Here is a 15,460-nt window from a genome sequence, read left to right on the forward strand (position 1 = left end):
CCATCTACATTGTCGGCCGCCTCGATATGGCAGTCCACCCGCCCCTGCGCAACCCGCCCAACCCCAGGCCCGAGCGTGTCCCGCCCCGAAGCCCTCGAACCGCTGTTCCGTTCTCTGCACACCGTCAAGGGCGTCGGCGACAAGCTGGCCGCGCTGCTGACCCGGTTTTTCGGCGCGCCGGACGGGCAGGAAGCCATCGTGCTCGACGTGCTCATGCACATGCCCTCCGGCATGGTCGATCGTCGCCGCCAAGTCGGCATTGCCGAGGCCTATCTCAACCAGGTCGTCACCCTCCGCCTCCATATCGACCGCCACCAGCCGCCGCCGCGCGGCAAGCCCCATGTGCCCCATCGCGTCTTCGCCCATGACGAAACCGGCGAAATCAGCCTCGTCTTCTTCCGCGCCCAGGGCGGCTGGGTGGAAAAAGCCCTTCCCGTCGGCGAGGAGCGCTACGTTTCCGGGCAGGTCGGCTTCTTCAACGGCGAGAAGCAGATCACCCATCCCGACTACATCGTCGAGCCGGACAAGTTCGCCACCCTGCCCCTGGTCGAGCCGGTCTATCCGCTCACCAATGGCCTGTCCTCCAAGGCGCTCTCGAAACTCGTCCGCCAGGCCGTCGACGCCCTGCCCGATATCCCCGAATGGATCGATGGCGCTACAATGGCTCAGCGCAAATGGCCGTCCTTCACCCAGGCCATGCGCATGGTCCACCTGCCGGACAATCCCGGCGAGGCCGAGCTTTGGGCCCCTGCCCGTCAGCGCCTCGCCTATGACGAATATCTCGCCGGCCAGATCACCTTGCAGATCGTGCGATCCACCATGGTCACCGAGCGCGGCATTGCGCGCACTTTCACCGGAAATGCGACACTCAAGGTCAACAGTCTGCTACCGTTCTCGATGACGGAGGGACAGAAAAGTGCCCTCGATGATATCCTTAAGGACCTTGCGGCACCGACCCGGATGAGCCGGCTTCTGCAGGGCGATGTCGGCTCCGGCAAGACCGTCGTGGCGCTCATGGCCATGGCCGCCATGACCGAATCCGGCGCCCAATCCGCCCTGATGGCGCCGACGGAATTGCTGGCCTCCCAACACTTTAGGACCATCAAACCACTTTGCGATGCTGCCGGCATCGGCTGCGCCCTGCTCACCGGCAAGATGCCCGCCGCCGAGCGCCGCAAAATTCTTGCCGGTTTGGCCGACGGTTCCATCTCCATCGCCGTCGGCACCCACGCCCTGTTCCAATCCGATATAGAATTCAAGGACTTGGGCCTCACCGTCGTCGACGAACAACACCGCTTCGGCGTCCATCAGCGCCTCGCTCTGACCGACAAGGGCCGCCACAGCGACCTCCTGGTCATGACCGCCACCCCCATCCCCCGCACCCTGGTGCTGACCCATTTCGGCGACATGGAAGTCAGCGTGCTGCGGGAGAAGCCGGCCGGGCGCCAACCCATTGATACCGCTGTTCTTTCCATCAACGATTATGCCCGCGTCATCGCCCGTCTTCAGGCCCGCCTTGCCGAAGGCGCCCAGGCCTATTGGGTCTGTCCCCTGGTCGAGGAAAGCGAGACCCTGGAAGTCATCAGCGCCGAAGACCGCTTCGCCGAGCTGCAAAAAGTCTTCGGCAATCAGGTCGCCCTGGTCCATGGCCGCATGTCCGCCGCCGCCAAGCAGGAGGTGATGGACCGGTTTAAAGCCAATGAAATCAAGCTTCTGGTAGCCACGACGGTCATCGAAGTAGGTGTCGACGTCCCAAATGCCTCGATCATGATCATCGAACATGCCGAACGTTTCGGCCTGGCCCAATTGCACCAATTGCGCGGCCGCGTCGGTCGCGGCTCGCAACGCTCCGCCTGTTTATTGCTTTATAAAGAACCACTTAGCGAAACCGCCAAGGCCCGGCTCGAAACGATAAAATCCACCGAAGACGGCTTCGTCATCGCCGAGCGCGATCTCGAACTGCGCGGCCAAGGCGACCTGCTCGGCACCCGCCAATCCGGTATGCCCGGCTATCGCCTGGCCGTTCCGGACGTGCACCGCCACCTGCTCGAATTCGCTCATGACGACGCCAAGGCGCTGCTCTTGCGCAATCCCGGCCTCACCGGCCCCGAAGGCGAAGCCACCCGCATGCTCCTGTATCTGTTCAGGAAACACCTGGCGCTTCCGTTGATCCGCGCCGGTTGAGGGCGCCAGTCCCTCCCGCAGTCGTCACCACCCGGCTCGTCCGGGTGGTCCATGCCGCACCGGAACTGGATTGCCCGGACAAGCCGGGCAATGACGGCCCCTGGTGAAATTGCGACAGGAACTTACCCCCGCCCCGGATCGCGCGTGCTATTCCACCGTCACCGATTTCGCCAGATTGCGCGGCTGGTCCACGTCCGTACCCATGAAGACCGCCGTGTGATAGGCGAGCAATTGCACCGGAATGGTGGCCAGGATAGGCGCGACGAAGGCATGGACATGCGGGATTTCGATGATATCGGCCACGCCATGGCCCACTGTCGCCGCGCCCTCGGCATCGGTGATCAGGATGATCTTGCCGCCCCGCGCCGCCACTTCCTGCATATTGGACAGCGTCTTGTCGACCAACTCGTCCGATGGCGCCACGACGATCACCGGCATGGCCTCGTCCACCAGCGCGATCGGGCCGTGCTTTAGCTCACCTGCCGCATAACCTTCTGCGTGTATGTAACTGATTTCCTTTAGCTTTAACGCCCCTTCCATCGCGACGGGGAACATGGCGCCCCGCCCGAGATAGAGCACGTCCTTGGCCTTGGACAGGCGCTTGGAAATCTCGATGATCTGCTCTTCCGCGCCCAAGGCGGCCGACACCGCCGAGGGCAGCGCCGTCAGGGCCCGCACCAACTCGGCCTCCTGCGTCGCGCTCAAGACGTCGCGCGCCCGGCCCGCCGCGATGGAGAGGCTGGCAAGCGCCGTCAATTGCGCCGTCAGCGCCTTGGTCGAGGCCACCCCGATTTCCGGCCCGCAGAGGATGGGGAAGACCACGCCCGATTCCCGGGCAATGGTGGATTCGAGCGTATTGACCAGGCTCGCCACATGCTGCCCCTGCCCCGCGCAATAGCGCAGCGCCGCCAGCGTGTCGGCCGTCTCGCCCGATTGCGAGATGAACAGCGACAACCCGTTCTTTTCCATCGGCGGCTCGCGATAGCGGAATTCGGACGCCACATCGATATCGACCGGCAGGCGCGCATAGCGCTCGAACCAGTATTTGGCGATGGCCCCGGCATAATAGGCCGTGCCGCAGGCGCTCATGGTCAGCCGGGAAAGCTCTGTAAAATCAAAGGGCAAGCTCTCGCGGATCGCCACTTTCTCGGCGCCCATGTCCACGTAATGGCTGAGCGTGTGGGAAATGGTTTCCGGCTGCTCGTAGATTTCCTTGGCCATGAAATGGCGGTGATTGCCCTTGTCCACCAAAAGCGCCGAGGTCTGCGACACCAGCTGTTCGCGCTGTACCAACGCATCGAGGCCATCGCGAATGGAGACGCCCTGGGGCGTGATCACCGCCCAATCGCCATCTTCGAGATAGGTCAAACGCGACGTGAACGGGGCCAGCGCCATGGCATCCGAGCCCAGATACATCTCGGTCGTGCCATAGCCCACGGCCAGCGGCGCGCCGTGGCGGGCGGCGATCAGCAGGCTCTCCTGCCCCTTGAACATGAACGCCAGCGCAAAGGCGCCCTTGAGCTTCTTGAGCGTCCGGGCCACGGCCAGTTCGGGATCGGCGCCCCTGTCCAGCTCGCGCGTCACCCACAGGGCCACCGATTCCGTATCGGTCTGCGTCTTGGGCAGGTAGCCGTCCTTGGCCAGGTCGGCCAGCAGTTCGCGGAAATTCTCGATAATGCCGTTATGCACGAGCGCCACGCGCTCGGTGGCGTGGGGATGGGCATTGTTCTCGGTCGGCGCGCCATGGGTGGCCCAGCGGGTGTGCCCGATGCCGATATGCCCGCCTAGCGGCTCCATGCCGAGCTTGGTCGCCAGGTTGCCCAGCTTGCCCTCGGCCCGGCGGCGGGCAATGGCGCCGCTTTCCAGCGTGGCGACGCCGGCGCTGTCATAACCGCGATATTCCAGGCGCTTCAGCGCATCCACGAGGCGGCCGGCCACCGGCGCGTCACCGACAATCCCTACGATCCCGCACATGCTATTTTCCTTTGGCTGCCTTCTTGGCCAGCGCGCGCTCCTTGAGCTTTGGCGCATAGCCTTGCTTGTTTTCCTGCCGCGCCCGGCCGAACGCCACCGCATCGGCCGGCACATCTTCGGTGATCACGCTGCCCGAGGCGGTATAGGCCCCGTCGCCGATGCTCACCGGCGCCACCAGCGACGTGTGCGAGCCGATAAAGGCATTGTCGCCGATTATCGTCTTATCCTTGTTCACGCCGTCGTAATTGCAGGTGATGGTCCCGGCCCCGATATTGGTCTTGGTGCCGATCTCGGCATCGCCCAGATAGCTCAGATGTCCGGCCTTGGTCCCGGCGCCGATCCTGGATTTCTTGACCTCGACGAAATTGCCCAGATGCACATCGGGACCCAGTTCCGCCCCGCCGCGGATACGCGCAAAGGGGCCGATGGTGGCGCCGGTCCCGATCACCGCGTCCTCGATATCGCAAAAGGCGCGGATTTCGACATTGTCGGCAATCCGCACCCCCGGCCCGAAGACCACGTTGGGAAAGATGGTCACGTCCTTGCCGATTTCGGTGTCCCAGGAAAACCAGGTGCTGTCCGGATCGCGCAGCGTGACCCCAGCCTGCATGAAATCGTCGCGGCGCACCTGCTGGAACAGCTTTTCCGCCCGCGCCAATTGCCGACGGTCATTGACGCCCATGACGTCGTTTTCCGGCGCCAGGCCATAGCCAACCTTCTTGCCGGCCGCATTGGCCAGATCCACGAGATCGGTAAGGTAATATTCGCCCTGGGCATTATTAGTGTCGATCTTGTCGATTAGATCGCGGAAGACTTCGGCGCGGAACGCCAGGATACAGGCATTGCACAGCCCGATGCGGCGCTCGTCCTCGCTGGCGTCCTTGTGCTCGCGGATCGCCAGCAGGCGCTCGCCATCGGTGATGAAACGCCCGTAGCCCGTGGGATCTGCCGGCTCGAAGCCGAGAATCGCCACATCCAGCCCGGCATCGAGCCGGTCGAGCACGGCGCGGAAATTGTGCCCACGCAGTAGCGGATGGTCGCCATAGACCACGGCGATATAGCCCTGGGCGTCCTTGAAGAGATCACGCGCCATCGATGCGGCGTGGCCGGTTCCCCTGGCCTCCGCCTGCTCGAAATGCACGACATCGGGGTCGAGCGCCGAGACCACGTCTCGGATGGCGCCATGCCGGGGCCCGGTCACCAGCGCCACCTGGTTTGATCCGGCGGCGCGCGCGGCGCGGGCGACATGCCCCACGATCGGCAGGCCGGCCACGGGATGCAATACTTTGGGCAATGCAGACCGCATTCGCGTCCCCTCGCCGGCTGCGAGAATGATGGAAAGCAGGTCTGTCATGAAGCTTACTCCGTTCCGCCTGTTCTACCCGCGGCATTTTCACAATTTTATGGCAGCGACTAGTTGGCGAACCGATAACGAACAGACCAATCTACAGTCCAGTGCGCCAAACGATTCGCAGCGCCATAGCAGGTTTTTCCGGTGGCTAAAGCATCTGAGCAGTTCCGGCAATCCGATGTGACCCTTTGGGGCCTCGTCGCGCTGGCCTGCACGGGGCTGGCCGTGTTCGGCTCCAACGCCGCCTTGATGGTGCCGCAAGGCATGCTCAGCAACCTGCACCAGCCCCGCAATGCGGGCGCCTCCATCGAGACGCTGCGACGCGAGGTGCGCAATCTGCGGGCGGAAACCATTCGCTTGGGCCGCGAGAGCGAATTGTTGCGCAGCCGTTTCGCCCTACAGGAGAGATCCGGCGGAGAGATCACCCGCCGGGTCGGCGCCCTGGAAAGCAGCGTCCCGCTCCTGATCGAGGAACGCAGCACCGACACAGCGCGGGTCGATCGGGACAACACCACCGCATCCATCGGCGAAAATGGCGCGTTTTCCTTCGAGGCCGAAGGCGGCTCGGTATCGGTCCGCCAATCGCCCATGCCGCAAGTCCTGCCCGAGCAGCCCCTGCCCCAACCTCTCGCTCTGCCCTCGACCAGTACCGAATATGGCGTCGCCGTCGGCGCCCCGGTCTCGGCCGAGCAGGCGCCGGGCCTGTGGACCGACCTGAGCCTCAAGCTGGGGCCGCTGCTTCTGGGCATGGCGCCATTGCTGGCCGAGGAGACCGATGGCGCGGGCCGGCGCATCATTGTCGGCCCCGTGGCCGCCCTGGCGGAGGCGCGCACGCTGTGCGAGCGTTTCGAACGTGTTTCCATCGCCTGCCAGCCCATGCCCTATGACGGCGCGCCTCTGGCGCAGAACCCCTAGAACAGCGCGCTAAAGGCGGTTGACAGGCGAAGAAGTCCGGTTATGTTCCGCGCCAACGCCAAACGGCGTCATCGAGCATCGAGCCGAAACCCGGAATTTCTTGATGCGTCACATAAGACATGCGCCGGTAGCTCAGTGGTAGAGCATTCGACTTTTAATCGAATGGTCGCGGGTTCGACCCCCGCCCGGCGTACCACTTTCCCGTTCAGCGGCTTTTCCGACAGCAGCGCCAGCCATGCCGCAATCCTCGATTGATCCCTATGCCGAGCTCGATTACCGCGCCGATGCCGCCGAGTTGTCGGAGGAATTCCGCAAGCCGGTGCGGATCAGGCTGGCGCCGCGACACGGCCAGCCCCTCACGCAGACCGGCAACCCGGCCCCGCCGCGCATTCGCGTTTGAGAATCACCGCCTTCCCGTAATATCGGCCTGGATGGCTTCGGCGCAGGGGAATTTATGTCACAGGATACCACCGACCTGCTCAAGGTTCTCGCGGTAACGCTGCTGGTCTTTGCCGGCGGCACGCTGGTCATGCTCTATATCATCCTGCTCTTGGCCCAATATGGCGCCAATCTGCCGATGATCGGCTCCCTGCCACTCAACGCCCCGCCTGAACTGGTACCGATCCTGGTGAGCAACGGGGTCTTCGCCACCCTCGCCGCCGTGCATGTCACCGCTTCCGGCCTGGCGCTGCTGCTGACCAGCAACACGATCGACATGGCACTGATCATCGCCGCCAAGGCGGTCACCGTGGTGATCATGGCGCTGCTCGGCTTTGCCGGCGGCCATATGGTCTATCTGCAATTGACCGAGAACGCCGCGCTCAACCTCAACCCGCTGCTGCCGGCCCTGATCGCACTGATCGGCTTTCTGGTCCTGTCCACGGCCCTGAGCGTGCCGGCGCTGCGCCGCTTGGGCAATCTGCGGTTTGTAGTAGGCGTAGCGGCCATCGTGCTCGGCCCGCTGTTGCTGATCTGGTTTTAGAAGTCCGCAGTTCTCTCGAAGACCTCAGGCCGCCAACGTCACCACCACCGCCCCTCGGGGCGTTGCTACCACGGTGTGCTCATATTGCACGCAGGGCGCGAGCGGCTCGGCGGTGAGCGTCCACTCGTCTCCTTCATACATCTGCTCGGCCATCTGCCCGCCCATGGACAGGAACGGCTCGATGGTGAAGACCAGCCCATTGCCGATCCGGCGGCGTTCCGAGCGGTCCGGCCAGGTGGGGATTTCCCCCGGCTCGTCGTGCAGGCTGTCGCCGACCCCGTGGCTGGCCAGATTGCGGATCAGCGTATAGCCGCCCTTCTTGGCCACCTTGCCGATGGCCGTGCCGATATCGGCGAGCGGAGCACCGGCCCTGGTGGCCCGGATGCCCGCCCACATCGCCTTCTTGCCATCACGGCACAGCGCATCCAGCCGCGGATCGCCCTTGCCGAGCACGAAGGACGCGCCGCAATCGGCGAAGACATCGTCCTTGACCGCCGAAACGTCGATATTGACGAGATCGCCCTCCTGCAGCACCCGGTCGCCCGGAATGCCATGGGCGATTTCCTCGTTGACGGAAATGCAGGTATTGCCGGGAAAATCATAGGTCACGATCGGCGCGGAAAGCGCCCCGTTCTCCGCCAGGATTTTGGCCCCGATCTCGTCCAGTTCCATCGTCGTCATACCCGGACGCATCGCAGCGGCCATGGCGTCGCGCGCCACGGCACAGATGCGGCCGATGGCCTTGAGCTTTTCCAGCTGCTCGTCGGTGGTAATGGTCACGTTATTACGCCTTGTTGGCCAGATAATAGGCGAGCAGGCCCTGGGTGGAGCTGTCATGCCCCTCGCCGCTCGCCTCGCCCTGCACCTTGGGCAGCAGCGCCTTGGCCAATTGCTTACCCAGTTCCACGCCCCATTGATCGTAGGAATTGACGTTCCAGATCACGCCCTGCACGAACACCTTGTGCTCATAGAGCGCGATGAGCGCGCCCAGCGTCTCCGGTGTCAATTGCGGATAGAACAGGGTGTTGGAGGGGCGATTGCCCGGAAAGACCTTGTGCGGCGCCAGGGCCTTGATGCTGTCCTTGTCGAGCCCCTGCGCCTTGAGCTCGGCCACCACCTCGTCCTTGCTCTTGCCCAGCATCAGCGCCTCGGACTGGGCCAGCACATTGGCCACCAGCTTGTCGTGATGCGGCGGCAGGCTCTCATGAGGCCGGGCAGCGATGAGGAAATCGCAGGGAATGACGTCCGTGCCCTGGTGAATCAGCTGATAGAAGGCGTGCTGGCCATTGGTGCCCGGCTCGCCCCAGACGATGGGCCCGGTGGACCATTCGACCGGCTTGCCCGCCAACGTCACCGACTTGCCGTTCGATTCCATGTCCTGCTGCTGCAGATAGGCCGCGAAGCGGCTGAGGCGCTGGTCATAGGGCAGCACGGCATGGGTCGAGAAACCCCAGACATTCCGATACCACACACCCAGCAGCGCCATGATCACCGGCAGGTTGTCTTCCAGCGGCGTTTCCAGGAAATGCCGGTCCATCGCATCGCCGCCGGCCAGAAACTTGGCGAAATTGTCGTAGCCGACCGCCAGCGCGATCGGCAGGCCGATGGCCGACCACACCGAATAGCGGCCACCCACCCAGTCCCAGAAGCCGAAAATGCGATCCTCGCGGATGCCGAACCTGGCGCAGGCCTCGATATTGGTCGACACCGCCGCGAAATGGTTCGGCACAGCCTCTTCGCCCAGCGCATCGGCGATCCATTTCCGCGCCGAATTGGCATTGGTCATGGTCTCGTCGGTGGTGAAGGTCTTGGACGCGACGATGAACAGCGTCTTTTTCGGATCGAGGCGTTTCAGCACGTCGTGGATATGGGCGCCATCGACATTGGACACGTAATGGGCCCGCAGGTCGGCACGCGTATAGGGCTCGAGCGCCAGCGTCACCATGGCGGGGCCGAGATCGGAACCGCCAATGCCGATATTGACCACATCGGTGAACTGCTCGCCGCCCTGCCCGCGGATATCGCCGCTGCGCACCGCATTGGTGTAATTTTCGATGGCCTTCAACACGCCCCGCACATCGGGCATGACATCCCCGCCATCCACAGTGACCGGCCGGTCGCCCTGATAGCGCAGTGCCATATGCATTACGGCGCGGTCTTCGGTGATGTTGATATGCTCGCCTTCGCACATCTGCGTGCGGCGCTCCTCGACCCCGGCGGCCCGCGCCAAGTCGAACAAGGCGGCGAGCGCATCGGCGTCGATCCGGTTCTTGGAATAGTCGAGCAAAATGCCCGCGCCGCTGGCCGAGAAACGCTCGAAGCGCCCGGAATCCTGGGCGAACATCTCACGCATACTGGTCTCGCTCAGGCGCTTGCGATGCTTGCTGAGCGCGTTGAAACCGGAATCCTTCGACCCCTTGGCCATATTCTTTTCCTCTACAGAACCGGCAGGTCGCCGGCGGCCCATGCCGCCCGCGTCTCCGCCGCGAAATCACTGATCCGGCCCGCTTCGATGGCCGCTCGGGCACCGGCGGTCAGTTCTTGATAATAGGCCAGGTTGATCTGCGAAAGCACCATGGCGCCCAAAATCTCCTCCGTCCTGACCAGATGATGAAGATAGGCGCGGCTCCAGCGCCGGCAATTCGGATTGGGCGAAGCCTCGTCGAGCGGCCGGTGATCGTCCTTATGCCGCGCATTTTTCAGGTTGATGACGCCGAAGCGCGTATAGGCGTGGCCATGCCGGCCCGCGCGGGTGGGATGCACGCAATCGAACATATCGACGCCGCGTTCGATGCCACCCAGGATATCGTCGGGTTTGCCGACGCCCATCAGATAGCGCGGCCGGTCCCAGGGCAGTTCCGGCGTGATGTCGGAGAGGACACGGAACATCACCTCCTGCGGCTCGCCCACGGCCAACCCGCCAATGGAATAGCCGTCGAACCCGATCGATTGCAGGCCCGCTGCCGAGCGAGCCCGCAATTCGGGATCGTCGCCGCCCTGCACGATGCCGAAGAGGGCGCGATTGGCCTGATTGTTGAACGCGGTCTTGGAGCGGTCGGCCCAGCGCAGCGACAATTCCATCGCCCGCTCCATCTCCTTGCGCTCGGCCGGCAGCGCGATGCATTCATCGAGTTGCATGATGATGTCGCTGTCAAGCAGGGTCTGGATTTCGATGGACCGTTCCGGCGTCAGCTCGTGGCTCGATCCGTCGATATGGGATTTGAAGGTGACGCCCTTTTCGGTGAGCTTGCGCAGCTTGGCCAGCGACATCACCTGGAAGCCGCCGCTATCGGTGAGGATCGGGCGCTGCCAATCCATGAAAGTGTGCAATCCGCCCAAGCCCGCCACCCGCTCGGCGCCGGGGCGCAGCATCAGGTGATAGGTATTGCCGAGCAGGATGTCGGCGCCGGTTTCCCGCACTTGTTCGGGATACATGGCCTTGACCGTTCCGGCCGTGCCCACGGGCATGAAGGCGGGCGTATTGATCTCGCCGCGCGGCGTATCGATGCGGCCGCGGCGGGCCATGCCGTCACTGGCGATGAGGGAGAAGTTGACCTGTTTCATGGCGCGGGTTCTAGCCGTTCGCCGCGCCGCCGACAATGTCCCTGGCGGCTGGCCGCGACCCCAATTCCGCCATTCTTGCTCACGAAGCATGCTATTGGACAATTCTCATTGAATCAGAGGTGCTTGAATGTTTCGTCCCCTCCTTGCCGCGCTGCTCGTTTCCGCCCTCGGCGCCGCTCCCACGCTTGCCCAGGAGCATCAGGGCCACTGGTTCGGCGATGGCGAGGGCGAAATCACCCTTGATCTCACCCATGTCCAGAACGATATCTATGCGATCTCCATCAATACAATCGTGCCGATTTCCGACATGGGCGGCGGCTGTGCCGGCGGGGTGGATGGCGAAGTGATCCTGTCCAGCGAGGGCGGCAATTTCTTCGTCGAGAACGAAGATTTCGATCCCAAGGCCGAGGCCACCGGCCTCAACCAGCGCTATTGCGAAATCGCCCTCACCTTCAACGAGGACGGAACGCTGACGACCGAGGAAAAGGGCGGTTGCCTCTATTATCACGGCGCCGCCTGCGGCTTTTCCGGCACGCTTCAGCACGACGCGGCGGGCATCTGACGCCCGCTGCTCAGGCGGCCACCGCATCGACGGCGGCCATGCCCAGATGGAAGGCGCCGGTGAGCAGGGCACCGGCGACCACCAGCCCCACGGCGCAGATCACCAGCCCGATCAGCACGCCCAGCCCATCGCGATTGAGCATGGCGAAGGCGATAACGCAGAGGCCGGCATTGGGTATGGCGTTGATGAAGGGGATCGGCAATACCATGAAGACGCTGACCAGCATGGTGAAGATGCCATAGGGAATGGTGGCTGCTGCCCCGGTCAATCCCCGCAACCGGGGCCGGGAGAAGCGCGCAATGATCGCCGTCACCTTCGCCACCTGCTCGCTGGCCTTGAGCAACGGACCCAGCGGCAATTTCCGCCGCCCGATAATGCCCGGCAGCCGGATCGGCCGCCCCAGCACCATGAACAAGGCCACCGCGAAGGTCGTCCAGGCAATGGTGCCGCCAAAACCCGGCGGGCCGGGGATCATGTTGAGCAGCGTCAGCATGAGGATCAGGAGGCGGTGGGAATGTTCCCCCATGGCCTCGATCAGCCGCTCGAAGGTGAGCCGGGGCGCATCGCTCTCCGCCACCCGGCGCAGGCCCGCGACGATGCGGTTGACATAGCCTTTTATCGGGCGATGGCCCTCTGTCACGCAGCGTCCCCGGGATGCGGCGCCCGGTGCAGCAGGGATGAATCCCCGTAGGAATAGAACCGGTAACCGTTTTCTATCGCATGGGCATAGGCCGCCTTCATGGTCTCGAGCCCCGAAAAGGCGCTGACCAGCATGAAGAGCGTGGATTTGGGCAGGTGGAAATTGGTCATCAGCACATCCACCGTCCGGAAGTGGAAGCCGGGCGTGATGAAGATATCGGTATCCCCGATGAAAGGCTGCAAGGTGCCGGTGGCGCGCGATGCCGTTTCGAGCAGCCGCAGGCTGGTCGTACCCACCGCCACCACCCTGCCTCCGGCGGCCCGCCGGGCATTGATGCGCTCGACCGTGGCCCGGTCGATCTCGCCCCATTCGGAATGCATGACGTGGTCTTCGGTATCGTCCACCTTCATCGGCAGGAAGGTGCCCGCCCCCACATGCAGCGTCACCCGCTCCAGGGCGACGTCCATGTCGGCCAGGTCCTGCAGCAGCTTTTCGGTGAAATGCAGCCCCGCCGTGGGGGCCGCCACGGCGCCGTCCTCGGCGGCATAGACGGTCTGGTAATCGACCTTGTCGCGCTCCTCGACGTCCCGCTTGGCCCCGATATAGGGCGGCAGCGGCATGGCGCCATGCGATTTGATGGCCTCGTCGAGCTGGGCCCCGCCCAGGTCGAATTCCAGCGTCACCTCGCCGGTGTCGCCCCGCCCCGCCACCCGGGCGCGCAGCGGCTCGCCGATGCCGTTGCCCAATTCGAGCGCATCGAGCAGCGCCAGCTTCTTGGCCGGACGGGCAAAGGCGCGCCAGGTCTTCGCGTCCACCCGCTTATGCAGGTTGAACGACACCCCGGCCCGGTTCTCGCCGCGAATGCGAATGCCGCGGAGTTCGGCGGGCAGGACGCGGGTATCGTTGACGACCAGCACATCGCCGGGGCGCAACAGCGTCCGGAGGTCCGGAATATGCCGGTCCTCCGGCTTTTCACCCGGCCGCACCACCAGAAGCCGCGCGCTGTCGCGCGGCTCGGCCGGATGCAGGGCGATCAGGGATTCGGGAAGCTCGAAATCGAATTCGGATACACGCATGATCGCTCGCTTGCATGGCGGGTCCGGCTCGCCGGATCATTGTTCCTGGCAGGACAATGCCCAGGCGCCGACACCGACGATCCGCAACGTGCCGGCCAGGATGATGTCGTCGCCCTCTTCCGCACGGCTGAGGCGGAGTTCGGCGACGCGGTCATTGACGATGTCGTCGAAGAAATCGATGCGGATGCCGGCGGGATCGGACATGCCCTGGCCGAAGGTGAAGATTTCGCCCTCGCCATAGGCCGGATCGGTGACCCAGGAACGACCATCGGCCGCCATGCTGGCGCCGGCAAAGCCGAGTCCGCCGGCCGTGCCCAGCGATAGGGAAATTTCCGCATCGCCATCGGCGGCCTGGCACAGCAGGCCCTGCGTGGCCAGGGCCGGGGTGGAAAGGCTGGCGGCCAGGGCCGCCAGCACCAGTCTATTCCGCAATGTCGGCGGCAACCTTGACCGAAACCATCTTGTCCGGGTTGATGACCGGCTCGCCGCGCTTGATCTGGTCGACATTGTCCATGCCCTCGATCACTTCGCCCCACACGGTATATTGGCGATTGAGGAACGGCGCGTCGGCAAAGCAGATGAAGAACTGCGAATTGGCGCTGTTCGGATCCTGCGCGCGGGCCATCGAGGCGGTGCCGCGCTTGTGCGGGGTCTCGTTGAATTCCTGCTTGAGGTTGGGATAGCTCGAGCCGCCGGTGCCGGTGCGCGAGGGGTTGAAGTCGGGCGAATTGGAATTGCCGAACTTCACGTCGCCCGTCTGGGCCATGAAGCCGTCGATCACCCGGTGAAACACCACCCCGTCATAGGCGCCTTCGCGCGCCAGCTTCTTGATATGCTCGACATGGCCGGGCGCCACTTCGGGCTTCATGGCGATGACCACCTTGCCCTTGGTGGTTTCGATGACGAGGGTGTTTTCGGGATCGGAATAGGCCATGACGGTCTCTTTCGCTTTGAGATTTGTGGGCCGGATTTAGGCTGAATGGGCAAGAGGCGCAAGACGCCCCTGCCCCGCGCTTAGTTGTATTCGATTACTTGTATTCGATCGTGGCGCTGACGATCCGGTCGGGATTGGCCACGGCGCCATTCTGCTCCTGCGGCCCCTTTTCCAGCGCATCGACCGCTTCCATGCCGGAAACGACCTTGCCGAACACGGTATATTGGCCATCGAGGAAACTGGCATCGGCCGTGGTGATGAAGAATTGCGAATTGAACGAATTCGGGTCCGAGGACCGCGCCGCGCCGACCGCGCCCCGCTGGAAGCTCTCGGAATTGAACTCGGCCTCGACATTGGGCAGCTCGGAGCCGCCGGTGCCCGCCATCTGCAGATTGTAGTTCGGGCTGTCGGCATTGCCGTTCCGCACGTCGCCGGTCTGGGCCATGAAGCCGTCGATGACGCGGTGGAACACCACGCCATTGTAAAGCCCCTCTTCGGTCAGCGTCACGATCCGCTCCACATGCTTGGGCGCGATTGCGGGTAGCAATTCGATATCCACCACCCCGTCCTCCAGCGTCAGGATCAGGTGCGGATTGCCGTCCTGCGCGAAAGCGGGCGCGGCGAACAGGGTCGCACCCAGGGCGAGAGCGGCGAAAGTGCGGCGGTTCATCTTGGTCATTTCTGTTGCAGGGCCTTGAGAACGATTGGCGGGACGAAGGCGGAAATATCCCCGCCCATTTCAGCGATCTGCCGCACCAATGTGGCCGAGATATGCCGCACTGGCGGGCTGGAGGGCAGGAACACGGTCTGCAGGTCCGGCGCCATCTGCGCGTTCATGCCCACCATCTGCATCTCGTAATTGTAGTCGGTGGTGTCGCGCAGGCCGCGAATGATCAGTCGCGCGCCATTTTCCCGCGCCGCATTGACCATCAGCCCGGAGAAATCGACGATCCGGAACGTCGTCTGGGTGCGCGCGCCGATGGCCGGCAGCACCTGATTGAGAATGGCGACCCGATCTTCGTGGGAAAAGAGCGGGTTCTTCTTGGTCGCGCTGATGCCGACGGCCACGACCAGGATATCGACCAGCTTGCAGGCCCGCTCGATCACGTCGAGATGGCCATTGGTCAGCGGATCGAACGAACCGGGATAGAACCCCACCAGACCGCTCATGCTCTTCCCCCTTCTTGTTGCCCCGGTTTTGTCACGGCCCCCCACGATTTGGCAAGCGCACATGCCGAAGCGCCGGACGGCATAAAAACCTCCGGGTTCGAGACGTCG

The 15,460-nt window shown here is 63.9% G+C and carries 16 protein-coding genes and 1 tRNA gene; 6 read left to right on the forward strand and 11 right to left on the reverse strand.

Translation table 11 applies throughout. The annotated features are described in order from the left end of the window. Positions 1–75 precede the first annotated feature (75 nt). Positions 76–2,184 (forward strand): ATP-dependent DNA helicase RecG, encoded by a 2,109-nt coding sequence (recG, locus tag A3840_RS12960; protein WP_067457402.1) that lies wholly within the window; start codon positions 76–78, stop codon positions 2,182–2,184. 147 nt (positions 2,185–2,331) lie between these two features. Here the strand turns inward: recG and glmS are convergent, their stop codons facing one another. After that, the gene (gene glmS / locus A3840_RS12965) at positions 2,332–4,158 is read right to left on the reverse strand and encodes a glutamine--fructose-6-phosphate transaminase (isomerizing) (RefSeq protein WP_067457405.1); all 1,827 of its coding nucleotides are present in this window, start codon (positions 4,156–4,158) and stop codon (positions 2,332–2,334) included. A 1-nt stretch (position 4,159) separates the two neighbouring features. Then, entirely contained in the window at positions 4,160–5,512 is a 1,353-nt protein-coding gene (gene glmU / locus A3840_RS12970; RefSeq protein WP_067457408.1) for a bifunctional UDP-N-acetylglucosamine diphosphorylase/glucosamine-1-phosphate N-acetyltransferase GlmU, read from the reverse strand. Between the two features lie 141 nt (positions 5,513–5,653). On the opposite strand from glmU, the gene A3840_RS12975 reads away from it, so the two are divergent. From A3840_RS12975 to A3840_RS12985, 4 genes are all read left to right on the forward strand, one after another. Further along, on the forward strand, positions 5,654–6,424 hold the full coding sequence (locus tag A3840_RS12975) for a hypothetical protein (RefSeq protein ID WP_131798322.1): 771 nt from the start codon (positions 5,654–5,656) through the stop codon (positions 6,422–6,424). A gap of 121 nt (positions 6,425–6,545) precedes the next feature. Next, positions 6,546–6,620, forward strand: a tRNA-Lys gene (locus A3840_RS12980). Between the two features lie 39 nt (positions 6,621–6,659). After that, positions 6,660–6,824 (forward strand): hypothetical protein, encoded by a 165-nt coding sequence (locus A3840_RS19735; protein WP_165603183.1) that lies wholly within the window; start codon positions 6,660–6,662, stop codon positions 6,822–6,824. 54 nt (positions 6,825–6,878) lie between these two features. Then, a complete protein-coding gene (locus tag A3840_RS12985; protein ID WP_067457414.1) occupies positions 6,879–7,406 on the forward strand; it encodes a hypothetical protein in 528 nt (175 codons plus the stop codon). A gap of 24 nt (positions 7,407–7,430) precedes the next feature. Here A3840_RS12985 and map read toward each other — a convergent pair whose 3' ends face one another. Genes map through tgt form a run of 3 tightly spaced genes read right to left on the reverse strand, consistent with a single transcriptional unit; the run spans position 7,431 to position 10,970 of the window. Beyond that, positions 7,431–8,186: a type I methionyl aminopeptidase gene (gene map, locus A3840_RS12990; RefSeq protein ID WP_067457417.1), complete on the reverse strand. Its 756-nt coding sequence runs from the start codon at positions 8,184–8,186 to the stop codon at positions 7,431–7,433. 4 nt (positions 8,187–8,190) lie between these two features. Next, a complete protein-coding gene (gene pgi / locus A3840_RS12995) occupies positions 8,191–9,831 on the reverse strand; it encodes a glucose-6-phosphate isomerase (protein WP_067457450.1) in 1,641 nt (546 codons plus the stop codon). Positions 9,832–9,842: 11 nt separating this feature from the next. Further along, positions 9,843–10,970, reverse strand: a complete 1,128-nt coding sequence (gene tgt, locus A3840_RS13000) for a tRNA guanosine(34) transglycosylase Tgt (RefSeq protein ID WP_067457421.1) — start codon at positions 10,968–10,970, stop codon at positions 9,843–9,845. Positions 10,971–11,097: 127 nt separating this feature from the next. Here tgt and A3840_RS13005 point away from each other — a divergent pair, with 127 nt between their 5' ends. Continuing rightward, positions 11,098–11,532: a hypothetical protein gene (locus A3840_RS13005; protein ID WP_082903876.1), complete on the forward strand. Its 435-nt coding sequence runs from the start codon at positions 11,098–11,100 to the stop codon at positions 11,530–11,532. Between the two features lie 10 nt (positions 11,533–11,542). On the opposite strand, the gene A3840_RS19740 is transcribed toward A3840_RS13005, so the two are convergent. The 6 genes from A3840_RS19740 to coaD all read right to left on the reverse strand — a co-directional run bounded on the left by A3840_RS19740 (position 11,543) and on the right by coaD (position 15,352). Continuing rightward, on the reverse strand, positions 11,543–12,172 hold the full coding sequence (locus A3840_RS19740; protein ID WP_067457423.1) for an exopolysaccharide biosynthesis protein: 630 nt from the start codon (positions 12,170–12,172) through the stop codon (positions 11,543–11,545). Further along, on the reverse strand, positions 12,169–13,248 hold the full coding sequence (gene queA, locus A3840_RS13015) for a tRNA preQ1(34) S-adenosylmethionine ribosyltransferase-isomerase QueA (RefSeq protein WP_067457426.1): 1,080 nt from the start codon (positions 13,246–13,248) through the stop codon (positions 12,169–12,171). Before queA ends, A3840_RS19740 begins: the two co-directional genes overlap by 4 nt. A gap of 36 nt (positions 13,249–13,284) precedes the next feature. After that, positions 13,285–13,680 carry a hypothetical protein gene (locus tag A3840_RS13020; RefSeq protein WP_131798324.1) on the reverse strand — a complete coding sequence of 132 codons (396 nt, stop codon included), beginning with the start codon at positions 13,678–13,680 and terminating at the stop codon, positions 13,285–13,287. Next, positions 13,670–14,182, reverse strand: coding sequence for a peptidylprolyl isomerase (locus A3840_RS13025; protein WP_067457432.1), 513 nt, complete (start codon positions 14,180–14,182; stop codon positions 13,670–13,672). The genes A3840_RS13020 and A3840_RS13025 overlap by 11 nt, the downstream gene beginning before the upstream one ends. 94 nt (positions 14,183–14,276) lie before the next feature. After that, a complete protein-coding gene (locus A3840_RS13030; RefSeq protein ID WP_165603184.1) occupies positions 14,277–14,861 on the reverse strand; it encodes a peptidylprolyl isomerase in 585 nt (194 codons plus the stop codon). Continuing rightward, positions 14,858–15,352 (reverse strand): pantetheine-phosphate adenylyltransferase, encoded by a 495-nt coding sequence (gene coaD / locus A3840_RS13035; RefSeq protein ID WP_067457435.1) that lies wholly within the window; start codon positions 15,350–15,352, stop codon positions 14,858–14,860. Before coaD ends, A3840_RS13030 begins: the two co-directional genes overlap by 4 nt. Positions 15,353–15,460: the final 108 nt, after the last annotated feature.

This window comes from Devosia elaeis, from assembly GCF_001650025.1.
In the GTDB taxonomy this organism is placed as follows: Bacteria; Pseudomonadota; Alphaproteobacteria; order Rhizobiales; family Devosiaceae; genus Devosia; species Devosia elaeis.